Source organism: Cyclobacterium sp. SOCE241 (assembly GCF_056867545.1).
Window position 1 is genome coordinate 2,699,391 of the sequence record NZ_CP149779.1, and the last position, 17,531, is coordinate 2,716,921.

Sequence of the window (17,531 nt, forward strand, 5' to 3'; positions counted from 1 at the left end):
TCCGGTAAGGAAAGTTTTCGAAGGATCAGGATTTGAAACGCTTCATGATTTCTTTCCAATCGGTAAAGATGATACCTTCATCTTCGAAGAATTGTTTCAAATCCGGATCAGCAAACATTTCCGCTTCCCAAATCCTTTGTTGCCAAGAACCGGTGATGGTTTTCAACTGTTCCGTATCTGCAGAAGGGTGGAAAATGATTTCTGTCAATCCGGGTTTCAGTGAGCGGATCAATTCTTTAAAAGCTTCCTTTTTCTCTTCATAGGTATCTGCCTTTGGTGCACTGGTAAAGAAATCCAATTTGGGCAAGGTGTAAGTAGCCATAAAATCTACTACCTCATCGGTGATGGGGTAACCTCCCTGTCTAAAAATCTCAACCACCTCAGGGTTTGAAAGGTCAATGGCATTGGCAGGAATACCGTATTCCATGGCCATTTTAAGGTAAAGGATGGCATACTTGGGATCGCCGTATAAGGTACCCATATGGGTATCGATATGATCAGGACGGTAACCCAGGGCAAGGGATTTTTCGATCTGTGCCCTAACTTCTGTAGCCACTTCTTCGGCGGAAGCATGGGCAACCACCTCTTCTACAGAGCGCCATAATTTGCCTTCATCATCAATAAGCCCGGGTACTTCCTCCGCCGGAGCAACAGAAGACCAACGCCAGGTTTTCCATTCACTGGTCAATGCCAGATGCAAACCAAGGTCTATTTCAGGATGCTCAATGGCCCAGGCAATGATCTCTTCAAAATTAGGACAAGGAGGCATGGCAGCAGCAGATTGGATATCTCCGGCCATCAGCATTTCTTTGGCTGCAATATTGGCTTCAGGGCTCATGCCAATATCATCTGCATGTAGCATGATGACTTTCTTCCCTGCCGGATACCCCAGTCTTTCCGCCCAATTGGCCGGGGTTTCGGTCTCAGTTTCTTGTACTTCTGCAGAAGTATTATTTTTACCACATGAACTTATTAGAAATAAGGATGCCAAAAAGAGGCTGGAAAACAACTTGATTTGCATAACTTTTTCTTTTTACTACTCAAAAAGAGGTGTTTATGACTAGTTGGGGGAGGGGAATTGTTGGGATTATTAACGTTTAATTCAACTTGGTTCCAGTAAGGTATTAATACCACAACAACAAAAAATTTTTCTGCTTCAAATCTGAAACCGGCTTAATGGAAATTTTCACAAAATTATTTTGTAAATAATAAAATGGATAGAACTGCGTGAATAAATACTTATAACCACCTCCATCTTAAACCTTCAACGAACCTTAATAGCACCTCTACAAAATGATATTTTAGATTAGAAAGGTTTTAAGTAAATAGCAACTTACTTATATTAATAAAATTCTTTAGGAATCATTTCTATATATTCTTGGTAAGAAACATCCGTTACGCTTTGAGGAATGAAATCAATAACGCCATTGCCACCCTTAAAAATAAGCTCTCTCCTTACTTGATTGCCATTACTCCCTCAGAGCGGCAGGCGGTACCCAAAATGAGTGATGGCACCATTCCCTTTGTGGAAAAGGCCATGGATTATGCACGGGAAGACGCACAGTTTCTTCCTCCCTATACTGATTTGGATGAAGTCCATAAAGACTGGAATGCGGTTAAGCACTTGGTCCCTATGCTTAGGGATATACAGCAATTAGAAAGCAATCTCAACGACACGGTGATGGTGGCTGGGTCTGAAGCCTATTTGGGTGCGCTGAGCTATTATAATTCCGTAAAATACGCCTCCAAACTGAATGTGGCCGATGCCAAAATCATCTATGAAGACCTCAAACAGCGCCTTCAAAAATCCAGAACATCCGGTGAAACCGAAGGTTAACACCTAAAAATCCGTAGCCTATTTCTTTAATCGATTGGTTTTTAGTGGCGGCTGCGATAAAATCCCCTTTAGTCCCCATTTGGAGAAAGGGGATTTACCTTATCTGCTTTTTCTGTGTCTATTTTAGGGAGGGAACTGCTTGACCAAATAAACCAAATTTTACCAGCATTTAAATCTTATGATCAACAAAACCTGGGAGGTTTGGGGATTTAAGGTGATGAATAAAAAGTTGCTAGATATAAAACCTTACAGGTTTGGCTTATCCATTATTTATTCTGATTACCGGTATTGATCTGTTTGTTATTGATCAGGTTGATGTGTCTGATATTTTTCATAATCTCTATGCGGTTGATCAGGGAATCGATGATCAGCTGGTAAAGTTTATCTCCCAGCACCTGATCTTCCACACCATAGTCAATATTAGGGTTGTCATTGACTTCAATTACATATACTTTATCCTCCACAAATTTGAGATCCACGCCATAGAGTCCGTCCCCTATCAGGGAAGAAGCTTTCACTGCCAGGCTTACTATTTCCTCCGGCACCTGATCTATGGCTATTGTCTCATGGTTGCCGGATTTATCTTCCGCATCACTGTTCCAATTGTAAATCTGCCAATGATCCTGTGTCATATAATATTTGCAGGCATAGATGGGTTTATTGTCCAGTATCCCTATCCGCCAATCATAGGCAGAATACAAAAACTCCTGGCAAATTACCATATCGGTTTTCTTGAAGAGCATGCCTAGTTCACGCTTTGCCTCCTCCTTATTGTTTACTTTTATCACCCCGAGAGAGAATGCACTATCGGGTTGTTTGAGTACTGCCGGGTACCTGATATTGTCCAGCAGATTGTCTTCAAACATGTTCTTGGTTAAAGTGAAAGATTTAGGCGTGCGGATTTTATTTTTCTTAAACAATTCATGCTGGTAAATTTTATTGGAGCAGCGCAGTATAGACCAGGGATCATCTATCACCACCAGACCTTCAGCAAAAGCAAGGCGGGAGAGTTCATAGGTATAATGGTTGACATTGGTGGTTTCCCGGATAAACAAAGCATCAAATTCGTTGATTTTATTGATATCTTCTTTGCCGATAAAAGTAACGTACACCCCTTTTTTATTGGCAAGCTTACGGAATTTCTCAAGGGCTTCCTTGTTTGAAGGCGGATTGGCTTCAAAGGGATTGATCAATATAGCCAGGTCATACCTGTAATTATTAAGTCTGGGGAAATTGTACCGTTTTTTGTTGAAGTGCCGCTCTGCAGCATAAAACAAGGTTTCCTTTTGTGCCTCATCCAGATTTTTGAAGGTCAGGACCTTAATATTTTTTATGATCCATTTATCTACCTTAATAAAGTTAATGGTAAATAAGGGCACTTCAAAAACCTGATATAACCTGGCAGCCAACACCTTGTAAGCCTTCAGCGGCGTTTGTCCAAAATACAAATCAAGAGACAGGTTAGTGCCTTTTTCTTTGCTGAGGATTTGGTTTACTTGTTCATTCAACTCATAGGAAAGTGCCTGCACCACATTGGCAATTTGCACATCTTTGATGGTAGAAGTACTTGGTATCACCCTTTGCCCCCGAGCGGACGCCAAAAGAGAGACATAGTAACCATAACTTTGGTATTTGTAAGAACTACAGAGATTAAAAATCCTGAAATTGGCATTGTTTTGATACAAAGGATTATTGATATACTCTTTTACAGATACTATGGTGGCTTTTAATCCCGTATTTTGCCAGACGTAAGGTTGATCGATTACGATCAGGTTTTTATTTCCCTTATCTATTGCTTCTGTCCTAATTTTCATGCCCATCTTCAAGGCATCTTCACCGTTCTGATAATAGTTCTTCAATGTTTTGATCACTTCAAACCCCTTGGACAAATACCAGTCGGTGAGCTTGCTTTGGCTTTCCCTCACTTCCAGGGTAATGCTCCTGAAGTTATTAGAAAGTGCAAAAGCCTTGATGTATTCCATAATTGCATTGCCTATACCTTCCTTTCTGTATTGAAGTGCTACACTGATAGAATACAAGCGAAGCATGTGCTTGTACTTAAACAGCACAGCCGAAGCCACAGGCTGATTGTCCGCTGCATTCTCAGCAATAATCAGCTCCTGAAAAGAACTTTTCAGTCCATTTTTGAGGTTTGAAGCGGAGGTTTGCTGGAATTCAGGAAATGATTCCCTCTCAAGGTTCAGGAGAAATTCCAAGTCTCCTGAACCGGCCTTACGAAAATTTAATTTCATGGATCCTATTTATGCTTGACTACACTACTTTCCCCGGTTAACCACTATATAGACAAAAACGCTTGGTTTTCTTGCTGAAACCACCTCAAGCAAACTGACTATCTTACCTTTAGCTATCTCCCGAATATCCTTTTGGACGATGCGGGATAATGTTACAAAAGGTAAACAATTCCTTTTAAACATTAACAGAAAAGTTTATGCCCAGCTAATTACGGATACCCCGGATGAAGTGTTGTGAAATTTTGAAATATTATCTTACTCTACTCCAATTAATAGAGGGCATAAAAGTCGGCGAAAGGCAAAAGCGCATCATTGTATATTTCAAGCTCAGCAGAACGATGTTTAAAAACATTCGAAAACATGAAAAATTGCACCGAAAATCATTTAATTCCGACCTCTCAGCATTTTTATTTCGAACTATTGGTAAAATGTTTTGAATAAAAGGTCAATTCTTGTCAGTTTTTGGTCGAATTGATCAGCTAAAACTTAATAAAAGCTGCCACAAAGGTGGAATTTTTCGGCAAAAACCTAATAATTATCAGTTAAAACCTAATATTTTCCGGCAAAAAGATGGAAGCTTGAATAAAAAAGCTGAAATCATTGAGTTCAGAAGTACCCCAGCCCACTTCCGAACACCAAAAATTTGAGCCTATCTCCGGACTTTTCCTGAAATTTTGTCATATTTTCCGTTTTTAGGGCATTTTATTGTCAGTTTTTGGTCGAAATTATCAGGTTTAAGGTGGAAAATATAAGGTTTTACCTGCAAAGATCCATAAAAAACATTCAAGCTTGTCAGTTTTAGGTACTCCGGAGCCGTTCTCTGTCAGTAAATTGGAGTAAGAAAGAGCAAGGGGGTACTTCTGAAGTACCCCTGTGGTGTTATGGAATTCGGAAGTTTCTGAATTGGGTTTTTAAAACTCCTACCAAGTTTTTTGACCATCTGCCATTCTACTACCTATAGATCAATCGGTTGCGTTTAGAAATTTTACCTTTTGATCACTCGTAACCAAAAGACAATAGCAATGGCCAAATGCCACCAGACACTTGGTTGCCACCACCAACTACTTATAATTTTATTCCAGCCCAATTCCCAAATCAAATTGGTGTTTGGGTAACCATTGTCAAACCCTTGAAAAATATTGACTAGAAATTCAGTAACGATCGAGAAAAAAGCACCGCAAAACGTTCCCAAAAACACAAAAATCACAAAAGGTGTCCTGACGAAGGTTGAAACAAATCCAATGTTCTGATTTTCAAAATCAATTTCAACAGTGTCTATTTGTTCTTCTTGCGCTACCTCCGGAGGGCCATCTCTTTGCTGTGAATATCCGGGTTTGGACCCAAGAAAGGCCCCAATAACAAGCAACAAAATGAAAATTTTATTCAGCCTTACTTCCATTGTAAATACTGGTTAGTTGATTAATGCTTTTCTTGATCTACTTCACCACTTCTTTCCCTGACCTACACCATTGCAGCCAAGAAATTTAAGGTTTTGAATGGTTAAGTTCTATCGATGACTTTTCGATTTCCTCAATCGATTTAATCAATTTATCATAGGGTTTAAGCTCGTTTTTCTTCAAATTACTATTCAGCCTAATTTGCTTATCCCTAAGTAAAATTGCATCCTGAAGAATTTTATTTTTTTCAGGTAATCCTGCTCATTATTCCTTGGTTCATTAATGGCTCTAAGACTTGTGAAATATTCTATATCAGAAGAGGAAATAAGCCCTTTGTCAAAATTTTCTATGAGCAAAGATGGTATCTCATTATTGGCCAATCCATCGGATGGAGTATCCACTACAACTATATTCGGTAATCCTTCACTTCCCTTCGGAAGCTTCCCATTTAAAGAAAAGCATTGTTCTTTTATGGCCGAATGATTGTTTTTTTTGACGGTGTCAAAAAATTGAAATGCTTTTTGGAAGGTATCAGAACCATGAAGGTTTACATTGGCTTCCCAAATTTGATAGAAAGTATTTTGGTAAATCAAGACTGAGGACTTATCACCTTCTCGCTGCGCTGCTTCACTTAACTGTGCCAACACCTTTACTGTTGATAATAATTCTGTATTATTTTGGGAAAGGCACTTGAAGCTTACACAGATGAAAAATAATAGCATTAAGTTTTTCATGGTATTGAAATATTAAAAAGGTGAGGTTACAATTGTTAAAGTATCGGTATTGGTTCCATCTTGATTGAGTGTAGAATCATTGACAGTTTTATAGATTATAGGATAAGGAGCAAAATCATCCTTGCTTCCAATGGTATACATTATAAGAACAGCCCCCATTACCAAGGCCAATATACCCGGGGACATTGTGGCTAAATTTAATGACCAAATACTTGAAGATAGCTTTAAGTCAGTTTTGTTTCTCAAACTATAAAACGTAACGCCTAAGCCTAAAAACATAATGGCAAAACCGGAAAACAAACCTACAGACCTTTTAATCATACTCATATGGATATGGTAAGCATGAATCCTATAGGTTGGTTCTTGAATTCCGTCTATTTCTATGGCAAATAGAGTCTGCTTGTACCATTCAATGTTCTTAATTAAAAAATCACCGATAATGTATAAAATCGCCAAACATGCAATTGTTAATACCCATGGCAATAACCTGCCCCACATACTGTCTTCAATTCTTGATTCATCTGTTGCCATTATTATTGTGCTTTAGTTTGGTTAAAAAATGTATCAATAGGATTAATATTTTATGTTGTCTTTTTAGATTGCTCCTATTACAATCCACTATTTAAGCGATCACCAAAAAATCTCTTGTAAATTAATTAAGTTGACTTAATTCCGGAAGTTTTTTCGAATAAACATGATTAAAAGTTTTACAACGAGAAGATTTTGTCAGCATTGTTGCAGAAAAAAAGGCAACAATACCGCCAAAATCGATTACGTTTAGATCATCAATCCGGTGGCTAATGCCACCGGCTACAAAATATCACCCCTAAAGGGGTTTTCGGATGATGTCAAGATAAACGTCTGATTTCCTTTAAAGGTAGTTCAGTTGAGATTTTGTCAGTATTGTTGCGAAAAAGGCAACAATACCGCCAAAATCAGGAGGTGTATAATCTTCTTTACCAAGGGCTGACACCCTTGGCTAGGATATTTCGCCCCGTGGGGCTTGGTGTATTCATAGGACTTTATTCGTGTCTTCTATAGGGAATGGGTTGGTAGTGATTTTGTCAGCATTGTTGCAGAAAAAAGGCAACAATACCGCCAAAATCGATTACGTTTAGATCATCAATCCGGTGGCTAATGCCACCGGCTACAAAAATATCACCTCTAAAGGGGTTTTCGGATGATGTCAAGATAAACGTTTGATTTCCTTTAAAGGTAGTTCAGTTGAGATTTTGTCAGTATTGTTGCGAAAAAAGCAACAATACCGCCAAAATCAGGAGGTGTATAATCTTCTTTACCAAGTGCTGACACCCTTGGCTGAGATATTTCGCCCCGTGGGGCTTGGTGATATCATAAGACTTTATTTGCGTCTTTTATAGGGAATGGGTAGGTAGTGACTTTCTCAGCATTGTTGCAGAAAAAAGGCAACAATACCGCCAAAATCAAGATGTGGATAATCTTACTTTCCAAGGGCTGACACCCTTGGCTGATTTATTACGCCACTATGGGGCTTGGTGTATTCATAGGACTTTATTCGTGTCTTCTATAGGGAATGGGTAGGTAGTGATTTTGTCAGGATTGTTGCGAAAAAAGGCAACAATACCGCCAAAATCGATGGGTGTTTGATTCCATTTTCCGCAAGTTGACACTGCACGTATATTAATGTTGAAGCCTTTTAATCTTCTTTATTCTTTAAAATGGAGGTAAAACCTTCCTACAAACTTGTTCATAAACATGGAAATGAAACATTAACACATTTCATATTTGGATTTTTTTAGTTTGGAAGATTCTGTAAAATAAAATAGGGTTTACCCGGATAACTTACTGTGGCGTGTAATCCGACTATAGTCTTCCCACTACTATAAACCACTCATTACTCAGGCACTTACCATTAATTTTTCCGAAGCCATCTTGGTTCCTTCCACCCGTGCGGCTATTTTAGCAAACGCAGTCTCACGACTCGTGGCTATATCATCTCCAAAAGGTGAAAATCCACAGTCATCCGTAGTTCCCAATTGGCTTACAGGTATGTATTCAGCAGCCGTCATTATCCTATCACATACCATTTCAGGGGTTTCTACGACTTCATTGATTACATCAATGACCCCAATATACACTCTTTGGTTGGCACCAAGATTTTCCCCTATCATTTTCAAGGCTTTCGGTGCATCTTTTTCATTGGCCATTTGCATGTAGAAGTTTCCACAATTAAGGGATAAAAAAAGTGGAATTAATTCGGTATAACTTACATCTGCACTGTGGGTGCTGTCATGGTCACCTCCGGGACAGGTATGAAAGCCAATCCGCTGTCTTTCTTCATGTGTAAATCTACTCAAAACCTTATTGTTCAGATCTATAAATTGCTTCAAAAGTGCTTTTGAAGGATCCAATTTCAGAGAAAGTCTTGCCTCGGTAAAGTCCACCTGCACATGATAGGCGCCATTGTTAAAACAGCTCCTTATGTCTGCTTCTGACTGGTTTATTAAATCCTCAATAAACTGAGATTGTGAGTAATCGGTTAATCCTTCTTGGGGATACAAGAGACTAAGTGCTGAAGCAGAAATTACTGCCTGTTTCAGAGGGAGTTTGGTAAACTTTCTTGCTCGAGGAAGGTAGTTTCCCGCAAAGGTGGAATAATAAAATGGCCCTTTGGTCAACTTTGGAAGTTGACGACTGTGCCCATCTTCAAAAGGAATGTTAATCCCTCCTGCCGCCAAATTATCCAGCCCATCCAATGGATAAGTAACGAAGCTTGTTTTGGCCTGTTCACCATCAGAAATGATGGTGGAACCTGTATTTTCTAAGGCTTCGACAGTCTCCTTTACCGCCTCATCTAAATAGGTATTTATATCTCTTACAGATAAATTACCTTCCGAAAAGGCAACTATAGCTTCTTGTAATTCTTGGGATCGAGGAACACTTCCTACTGATTCCGTTGGTATAGTATTCATTTGGTCCAGATTAATCATTTTTCGTTGTTAGTAGTATAGCAGCTAAGAAAGAAAAAGCCCATACCTATGTTTGGGCTTCAATTCTTCCGCTATGCTATTTCTTAGTATTAACAATAAAGAAAATAGGCAATAGCCTTGTCTCTAACCCTAGAAAATGGAAATAAATTCTTTCATTGAGGTGTTCAGCAACGGTTCATTTTCCGTTACACCATAAATCCGAGATTAATTTAGGTAAAGAAATCGTCAATTGGGACAAATAAATAACATTTTTACCGAGAAAGTAGCAAAAAGTTCAAACTTTAATAGTGAAATTAATGGAATGTGCCATTTATTGGCCTATACAAATCATTAAGCCCGAAAAAGTCTAGGGTAAGTAACCCTATTCAAGGCATGAAACCGCTCTTATTCCCGGATTAGTTAACAATACCCTGAGTTCTTTCAAGAGGCTTGGAATCACAAGAAAATCTAATTTCTATAGGATTTAGCCTAGGATATTTATGGTTAAACCGGAAGTAACCACGCAGTGACTGATATTGAAGCGAGCTCTATCTACAATAGAAGTTTTATGGCCTATTTTGAGGTAAACCAACTGCTTTTCCTTAGGGGAAATTGGACAAAAAAACCTGCAAATCCTAATGGAGATGCAGGTCCTTTATTAGATAAAAAATTAATTCTTAAAATGCTCCGATAAAATGGTTACCAGGTTGATTGATTAATTTAGCACCTTTGGTCACCTCATTGGTTTGACTGTGAAGGATATAAATGTTTCCATCTTGTCCAAGTGGTGAAATTGGTAAAATCAAGTCATTTCCACTTACCAAGAAACTTTGGAACTGATTAAATCTTACATCAGGATCATCAGGAAGTCCCTGAACAATTGATGCAGTTTTTTGATTAAGGTCCATTCTAACTACATATCCCTGATCTTCTTCACCATGACGTATCAAGGCATAACCAATACCGTTGCTTACATATTTCCAAGCATCTACATAAGTATCTGTAAGTCCAAGTGCATCATCAAGACTCAAGGCATAAGTATTGTCATATTGGTTATCAGAACCAATTCTCAAGATATGAGAACCATTGGTATCTCTGGTAGTAGCTTGGTAAATGTAACCATCATCAGCAAGTTGGTTGACATTACTTCTATAGCCGGAGCAATCTCCATTGGCTTGAGTTGAGGTAATAAGAGTTGGGTTCTCCAAAGAAGGGTAATCTACAACAAGGGACTTGGTACCTAATCTATCCCATTCTGATTCAGTTAAACCTGTAGCAGGATTATATTTTCTCATCCAAGTACCTATCACCAATTTATCACCGGCTTGATTCAATACAGGAGCATCTAACCTAAAGATTACATGACCGGCAAGTTCTTCTTCTTCCGTTAAAGGCAATTCATAGGTCTTATAATCGGAGATAAGGGTTTCTTGCAAATCCAAATCCAAAACCGTAGCTGTTCCTCTATAATATTTAAATTCTTCTTCGGGATTTCCATCTTCTGAATTATTAGCAGCAATATTGGCTACGTTTACAGCGATTCCATTTTTATCTCCATTGTAGAGTTTACTCCATCTTGGTGAAGTTCCTGCATACTGTGAAATATTAACTGTAACATCTTCCTGAACAAAGTTTGCACCACCACGTATATCAAATTTGGAATATTCTCCGCCATTTTCTCCACCATATGCAATATTAAATAGAGTACCTCCATCTTGAGAAACCTGCAATCTGGCAGTTCTATTTGATTTTACCGGTTCTCCATCATTGAATACATCTATTTCTGTCTCTGGATTGATGGCATCTTCAAAGCTAACTGCGTATATATTGGTTCCGCCATTTCCATCTCCGGCAGTTTCTCCCATAAAAGCTCCCGCTAGGGTCACCCAGCGATCAGCTTCTACTTCTTCCTCTTCTTCAGGTGTTACATCATCGTCTTGGACACAGGCTCCCATGGAAACCATTGCGGCAGCCATGCCAAGGGAAAGTAATCTTTTACTTAAGTTGAAATTTTTGAACATTATTCTGTATGTATTTATATTTAACATGGTTTATCTAAAATTTCCAATGGTATAATTAAGTTTGACATAAAATGCTCTGCCCGGTTTTTGGACGGCAAAGTTATCATAGACCTGCTTGTCAAATACATTTCGCAAATCCACGCTTACTGCCAGCTTTCGGTCAGGAAAAGTATAGGTAGCACCTATATCATTGATGTACTGGCGAGGAGTTCTGAAATCTTCAATCTCTAACCAGGTGGTATAAAACCTATCTACAAAGCCAAAATAGTGTGACAATCTCAATAGAGAACCTGATTTCACAACATCTCTAAAAGTATAATCAATAGAACTATTGATGGTAAAGAATGGCTCATTAGGAATCTGTTGTCCATAATTAGTATAAACATTTCCATTGGAATCAAACTTGGTGTTGAATTGCGAGTTGAATTTGGATACGTTCACTATGGCCCTTAATGAATTTCCATAGGAATATTTCACTTGTCCTTCAAAACCAATGGATTTGGTTTTACCCAAATTTTCATATGGGTTGGTCTGTACGGCATCATTGATCCTTGGGTTTATTTGTTGAATAATTTTGTCTTGGGTATCTCTGATAAAACCTGTACCGGAGATAGAAAAGGTATGAGATCTGTTTTCAAAGTCTCCTAGAATAAATCCAAGATTAAGGTTGTTGCTTAACTCAGGTCGAATCCCAAGATTTTCCACAATATTTTCACCCGGACTACCAAATATTTCGCCCTCAGAAGGCATTCTTACAGCCTTTTCGGCTGATGCAAGCAACGTCAAAGGTCTGAAAACCCTAAAGGAAAAGGCCGCTCCATAGCCGGTTGTATTTCTACTACTCTGTGTTCGCTCTTCTATCCGAGTGGAGACCCCATTTTCTTCCACCAACAAAGGATCCATCTTATCAATGCCTTGGTAATAATACTTTCCAAAAACACTGCCTTTTAGCTTAGACTGAAACATATCCAATTCATAGCTAAGTGATGTTATTGATTTTTGAAGGTCTCTGGTACCTATAAATTCTCTTTCAACGGCACTTTTCATAAAATCCTGTTCCTCCCTATCTATAGAGTAGAAAGATTGACCTAAAAATATTCTGTGATTTGTGCTGATTTCATAAGTAGCCCCTGCCCTAAAAGTAGCCACATTTCTATCAATATGATTCATCGTGGGGGCTCCTTGCTGTGCACGGATGAAGTCAAAATCGGATTGCCATCCAACCCCAAGCTCAACTCGCCAAACCAATTGTAATTCCATTTCACAGTATCTGTGACCACCTCATTTCTTTTACTCAGAGAGCCGTTAAAATTGATATCCAAACCTTTAATCCCTACATCTTCTTTAATGTATGTCAAGCCCAAAACATGGGATTGCGAGGTACCAAAGCGCCCTTTATAGGGAATGGACATATAAGTACCGTGTTGGATTTCGTTATAATCGTCAGACCCTGTATAGCTTAAGAAAAATTGATCTGCCCATTTAACATTGGTATATCCCAAGTCAATCTTTCCTCCTACAGAACGATAAGCATCATTGAAGCGCTTTGCCCTTACATAATCGTACCTTCCATTGGCAAGGATGTTTCTCACAAATTTCCCCCATACCTCATAGTCATTGTCTGAAGAATTATAAAATGCAGAGACTTTAGTCGTAAAACCGGTGGCTTCATCTCTATAGGCTGCATTTACATTGCTCTGAATGGTATTGAAAGAACCGTAAGACAGGGAGGCTGAAAGATTATTCACCACGCCCTTTTTCAAAATCACATTGATGGCACCACCTAAAGCATCGTCTGCCAGATGCGCAGGGATTACCCCTTTATAAACTTCGATCCGGTCAATTAATGCAGGAGGAATACTGTTTAAGCTAAAAGAGGAACCGTAGGTTGATATAGACAGACCATCGATAAAGATTTTCACTGAATTACCGGACATTCCATTCAAATTGTAATCCACGCGCGATCCTATTCCACCATTTTGTCTAACCCTAATTCCGGCAGTTCGGTTAAGCAAGTCATTGGTTTGTATGGATTGCAGGGCAGCTTTTTGGGTTTCCACGACCTCCACAGCGAAACCTTTGGTTTCAATTTCACTTTTAACAGATAGTCCTTGTACGACAACTCCCGCTAGATCGGTGGTAGATTCTTCTAATAAAAAGTCCAACTGAACAACAGCTTCCTCTACATCAACCACTACATTTTTAGAATGCTCCTGGTAGCCCAAGCAAGAAAGCAATAGCTCGAAATTACCCTTAGGGACATTTTGGATTTGATAACTACCATCAATCGATGAGATGGCATTGTATGGACTGTCTTTAATTCTAATGATTACTCCGGGTATTGGATTAGATTTTGAATCAAGAATTTTACCTTTAACAGTTGCCGCATGAAGGGATTGTGCCCCAATACCAAGACCCGAAAAAATCAGAACGGTAATCAACCCTAATCGTAAATATTCTGATAGTAAAGTTATCTTCATGCCTTTTTATTCGAATTGTTAAGCGATCAATTTTTCAAACTGATACGTACTTACTTGATGTTATCCAACTAAAATCTTATTAGCGTGTCATTTCTGACAAATCCCCTTTCCTAAATGGAAATATGGAGCTCTTTAATTTTTATTCTATTTAGATTTAGTCTAATTGAATGCAATATTACGGATACCCATTTTTTTATGCAATACTTATTTAGATTAATTTTTAATTAGGTTAAAAAATTGTCCAAAATGACGGTTTAAACCGAATCAATCAGGTTTTTAATTTTTGTGACCGATAGTAAAAACACGATTCCGGAAAAAGGTTTAAAATTTCATTAAGCTGCCCTATAAAAAATTACGATGGTTAATCAAAACTTAATCAGGGAAAATGAAGCCAAAAAAAGGCCTTCCCAAGCGGAGGGAAGGCCAAAAAATGTTATTTAAAGTATCCTTATTTATAAATGGCATCTGAATTAACTTGCCCGTCTATATTAAGGTACCAATCTTCGTAAGAAAGTCCTCCGGATTTAGCCCATTCAGAAAATTTGGTATATGCTTTTGTGAAGTCCACTTTTTCTTGAGCATAAGAGATGCTTTGTGGGATATGCAATGCCCAGTTGAATCCTTTATTGCTTGTAAAATAAGTTCCTTCACCTATTGAACTGATATCGTCTGCAGTACTAAACCACTCGGTGTCCATAAGGTCTGTAGGTTCCATATTCATCAAGTGTACTTCTCTACCCCTGTCCTGATTAATAATCATAAATGGGTTGTAAGGAGCAGCTCCAAGGTCAGCTTTTCTCACAGATTCCTTGAATACAATCTTAACCGTTACTGTATCCGTACCGTGTTGAGTGTTTCCGGTAAACACATTGGCCATGACAGGAAGTTTATCATTCACGTCATCCATTACAATGATTGTGGCCAATTTCTGTCCTTGTTCCACACCACTTGACAAAGTCTTGATGCTACCAGTACTCAATCGAGTACCTTCCACACTCAATACTTGATCTGAAGATACCGGCAATTGAATTCCAAAACCATTGCGGTAACCAGCTCCTGTGGCCCTAACTACTGTAGTCAATTTAATTTCTTTGATACGATTATTACCATTTGAAATTTCATTTACATTGTAATCGATTACCAAATCATTCATGTCATAATCACCAAAGCTAGGCCATAAATCTTCGAACAAAAGGGTGCCAAAAGTATTTTCTCCCGGAGAATAGTTATTGAAAGCTCTTTCAGGATCTTCAGGATATTCATCTTCACTATCAGCTACACCATCCTCATCCTTATCTTTCACATCCGTATCTATAGGCACATAATCTGTCAAATCCACACTTGTAATAGGGTTCCAAGAAGCATAAAACATCACATCATTAAAATCATGGTCACAACTGCTGTAATCTCTTCGGATATCTTCCCAGCCCATTAAAAGAATTTGCTCAGTGGCATCGTATAAAAACACCATTTGATCTCTAAGCTCTTCTTTTTCATTGAATGTGTTTAAATTTTTGTCTGCATAAAAAACGCCATTCCCGTAAGTCAATTTACCACCTTGCCAACCATTGGAAATCAAGAACCAGCCGATATAGGTATCTTTTTCAAAAGCTCCATCTTTAGGTCCTACAAGTTTCACTTTATTACCCGAGCGTAACACTCCTGACTGAGCATTTGGGAATATTATTGTTTTGTTCTTGATTTCATCCGCAGTTTTGGGCGCTTCCCCTTCCTTGTACCAATAATAACCAATGGCATTTCTATAACTTCCACCTGTATGCACATAAGTCACCCAAACCTCCGCATCTTCACTTACGAATAGTTCTCTTTTATATTTATCACTTATCGCCTCAGGGTTGCTTTTTCTAAGATCTTCATTTTCAGGAAGACTATAATTGATGTTTTTCAAGAGTTGATCACTTATTTTGTCTGATTCAACCAAATACTTAGGTTTTCCCTCTGAAGACCAAGATCCAAGGGTCATAAATTCTTCACTACTGGCAGAAATTCTTTCATTGGCGTTTATTGCATTTGTTTCAAAATATTCGTCTGCCAACACAGAAGGGTTTGTTGCATCAAAACTATAACTAATTCTTCCACCTGAAACCGGTACGATTGCCATTGGTTCTACCCCTATATAATCGGAGGCTATAAAAACTTCCTTCAGGTAACTTGGAAGGTCTATGGTGATAGAGGCGTTACCTAGTTCGTCCAATTGAACAGTTTGCAATAATGTCCCCTCTTTATGAGGGTTCCCTTTATATATTTTATACACCACATTTGATAAGGGTGAGTTATCACTCCCCGTTGCAGAAAGATCAACATTAACTGATGTAGTAGTAGAAAAATCAAAACCTGAAGGGGTATTTAATCCGAGTTGATCATTCTGAGTCACTGTTTCAGAGATTTCATTGATGGGGTCGCAGGCAAATAATGAGGCCGCAAATCCAAAGATCAGAAGTAAGCTATTGTTTTTCATATCTATAAGTTTTAAAAGTTTCGCAAAATTGAATGATACAAAACTATAATAATTAGTACTTGAGAAGTGAAAAACTCGTTAGACAGCATCTTTTGATAGGTGAATTCCAAAATTCTGCAGATGAATTGAATACTTGTTTTTAAAAAAACTAGCTTAAAACGGCATAGTGATTTCCCCAGATAAGTAAATAGGCCATAAAAAAAGCCACTTCTCCGGAAGGATATCGACCGTAGAAATGGCTTATAATGTAAATTCTGATGCACCGGAAAAGGGTAATAATACCCGCTAGCAAGGGTGCCTCCGCTAAACGGTTTTAAATAAAGCGGTACAATTTATTCTTCTTTGCCAAAAACAGCATTGTCTGGTTTTGCATAAAAAGCTTCCGGCTGTGGCTCTTGAGACAAACTGATTGTATTAAAATCAACCCTGTTTCTTTCTTCCCCTACCTCACCCTCTTCGGCTGTGTACCAAGCAATAGAGGTTGGAAGAAGAACTCCACCTACTTCAGACCATTTGTCATAACTGATAAAATTAGGCCATTCAGGTTTTTTATCCGAGCCAAAAGTTGCTTTATAGGCGAGCCAAGCCATTTGATAGGTTGCAGGATCGTAGTATAAAAAATATTCATCGCTGGAAGAGTTCCCAATACCAGAATCAAAGGTAATTTTAATACCCTGATAGTTTTTCCCTAGTATTTCCTTGTCTGCTGTTTTTTCATAGTTCAACCCTTCATCTCCAAGAACAAATGGCATGGCATAAAAATAAAACATTAGGTCATGCATGAAAGTCGGGTTCCTATCATATTCCCCTTCTTTGTTTAAAACCCAAGCCTTATTTCCATCAAAACCAATTTCATAATCAGATGTTACTATTTTATCCATTCGACGGTGCAGGTCAACGGTGTGTTTTTGCCCGTCTGTAGGATCTCCAATAGTAAACTTTAAAGTTTTCCCTTTTTGCCATTGATCCATCCCTCCATGAGCTTCGAGTACTTTGGCAAAATCTGAAGGATAGTTGTTTTGCTCTTGTGTTTCAGTGTTTTTCTGACAAGCCACCATAATGGCTGAGAGAAAAAACATTATAAACAGTTTTTTCATCATTGCATTTTTGATTATAGTTAATCAATGTACGGTAAAAGCTATGCAATGGTTAATCCTTTTGCAATGAGCCATTCAAAGAGAATAAATTATTCCAACATTTCCTGATTAAAATTATAATAACGTTTTAGTATTCAATAGATTTCCCCTTTATTTCGATAGCAGGCATACTAATTGTTAAAAAAATTGCAGTTTCTGAACGATGCATAGTAATTGCAGGGCATGGATGGATTAAGACATTGTTATTACCTATTTCTTTTTAAAACCAAAATATCCATTAGACAAT

12 protein-coding genes are annotated in these 17,531 nt (G+C 38.2%); 1 reads left to right on the forward strand and 11 read right to left on the reverse strand.

The genetic code is table 11. From position 1 onward, the window contains the following. Positions 1-25 precede the first annotated feature (25 nt). The gene (locus WG932_RS13435) at positions 26-1,021 is read right to left on the reverse strand and encodes a polysaccharide deacetylase family protein (RefSeq protein WP_483088274.1); all 996 of its coding nucleotides are present in this window, start codon (positions 1,019-1,021) and stop codon (positions 26-28) included. A gap of 357 nt (positions 1,022-1,378) precedes the next feature. On the opposite strand from WG932_RS13435, the gene WG932_RS13440 reads away from it, so the two are divergent. Further along, positions 1,379-1,837 carry a hypothetical protein gene (locus tag WG932_RS13440; protein ID WP_483088275.1) on the forward strand — a complete coding sequence of 153 codons (459 nt, stop codon included), beginning with the start codon at positions 1,379-1,381 and terminating at the stop codon, positions 1,835-1,837. Between the two features lie 266 nt (positions 1,838-2,103). Here the strand turns inward: WG932_RS13440 and WG932_RS13445 are convergent, their stop codons facing one another. The 10 genes from WG932_RS13445 to WG932_RS13490 form a co-directional block, all read right to left on the reverse strand. After that, positions 2,104-4,089, reverse strand: a complete 1,986-nt coding sequence (locus tag WG932_RS13445; RefSeq protein WP_483088276.1) for a GNAT family N-acetyltransferase — start codon at positions 4,087-4,089, stop codon at positions 2,104-2,106. A 985-nt stretch (positions 4,090-5,074) separates the two neighbouring features. Then, positions 5,075-5,488 (reverse strand): hypothetical protein, encoded by a 414-nt coding sequence (locus WG932_RS13450; protein ID WP_483088277.1) that lies wholly within the window; start codon positions 5,486-5,488, stop codon positions 5,075-5,077. 189 nt (positions 5,489-5,677) lie between these two features. After that, positions 5,678-6,220 carry a hypothetical protein gene (locus WG932_RS13455; protein ID WP_483088278.1) on the reverse strand — a complete coding sequence of 181 codons (543 nt, stop codon included), beginning with the start codon at positions 6,218-6,220 and terminating at the stop codon, positions 5,678-5,680. 12 nt (positions 6,221-6,232) lie between these two features. Next, the gene (locus WG932_RS13460; protein ID WP_483088279.1) at positions 6,233-6,751 is read right to left on the reverse strand and encodes a hypothetical protein; all 519 of its coding nucleotides are present in this window, start codon (positions 6,749-6,751) and stop codon (positions 6,233-6,235) included. Between the two features lie 1,346 nt (positions 6,752-8,097). Continuing rightward, entirely contained in the window at positions 8,098-9,171 is a 1,074-nt protein-coding gene (locus tag WG932_RS13465; protein WP_483088280.1) for a uroporphyrinogen decarboxylase/cobalamine-independent methonine synthase family protein, read from the reverse strand. A gap of 674 nt (positions 9,172-9,845) precedes the next feature. Continuing rightward, positions 9,846-11,189, reverse strand: a complete 1,344-nt coding sequence (locus tag WG932_RS13470) for a hypothetical protein (protein ID WP_041934926.1) — start codon at positions 11,187-11,189, stop codon at positions 9,846-9,848. Positions 11,190-11,219: 30 nt separating this feature from the next. Continuing rightward, positions 11,220-12,359, reverse strand: a complete 1,140-nt coding sequence (locus WG932_RS13475; protein WP_483088281.1) for a TonB-dependent receptor domain-containing protein — start codon at positions 12,357-12,359, stop codon at positions 11,220-11,222. Then, entirely contained in the window at positions 12,356-13,669 is a 1,314-nt protein-coding gene (locus tag WG932_RS13480) for a TonB-dependent receptor plug domain-containing protein (protein WP_483088282.1), read from the reverse strand. The genes WG932_RS13475 and WG932_RS13480 overlap by 4 nt, the downstream gene beginning before the upstream one ends. 448 nt (positions 13,670-14,117) lie before the next feature. Next, a complete protein-coding gene (locus WG932_RS13485) occupies positions 14,118-16,148 on the reverse strand; it encodes an LruC domain-containing protein (protein ID WP_483088283.1) in 2,031 nt (676 codons plus the stop codon). Positions 16,149-16,480: 332 nt separating this feature from the next. After that, complete coding sequence (locus WG932_RS13490; RefSeq protein ID WP_483088284.1) at positions 16,481-17,248, reverse strand: DUF6503 family protein; 768 nt, start codon at positions 17,246-17,248, stop codon at positions 16,481-16,483. Positions 17,249-17,531 lie beyond the last annotated feature (283 nt).

Coding starts and splice junctions, on each gene's coding strand:
- WG932_RS13435 (WP_483088274.1), bottom strand. CDS start 1,021: ATGCAAATCAAGTTGTTTTCCAGCCTCTTTTTGGCATCCTTATTTCTA.
- WG932_RS13445 (WP_483088276.1), bottom strand. CDS start 4,089: ATGAAATTAAATTTTCGTAAGGCCGGTTCAGGAGACTTGGAATTTCTC.
- WG932_RS13450 (WP_483088277.1), bottom strand. CDS start 5,488: ATGGAAGTAAGGCTGAATAAAATTTTCATTTTGTTGCTTGTTATTGGG.
- WG932_RS13455 (WP_483088278.1), bottom strand. CDS start 6,220: ATGAAAAACTTAATGCTATTATTTTTCATCTGTGTAAGCTTCAAGTGC.
- WG932_RS13460 (WP_483088279.1), bottom strand. CDS start 6,751: ATGGCAACAGATGAATCAAGAATTGAAGACAGTATGTGGGGCAGGTTA.
- WG932_RS13465 (WP_483088280.1), bottom strand. CDS start 9,171: ATGAATACTATACCAACGGAATCAGTAGGAAGTGTTCCTCGATCCCAA.
- WG932_RS13470 (WP_041934926.1), bottom strand. CDS start 11,189: ATGTTCAAAAATTTCAACTTAAGTAAAAGATTACTTTCCCTTGGCATG.
- WG932_RS13475 (WP_483088281.1), bottom strand. CDS start 12,359: ATGAATCATATTGATAGAAATGTGGCTACTTTTAGGGCAGGGGCTACT.
- WG932_RS13480 (WP_483088282.1), bottom strand. CDS start 13,669: ATGAAGATAACTTTACTATCAGAATATTTACGATTAGGGTTGATTACC.
- WG932_RS13485 (WP_483088283.1), bottom strand. CDS start 16,148: ATGAAAAACAATAGCTTACTTCTGATCTTTGGATTTGCGGCCTCATTA.
- WG932_RS13490 (WP_483088284.1), bottom strand. CDS start 17,248: ATGATGAAAAAACTGTTTATAATGTTTTTTCTCTCAGCCATTATGGTG.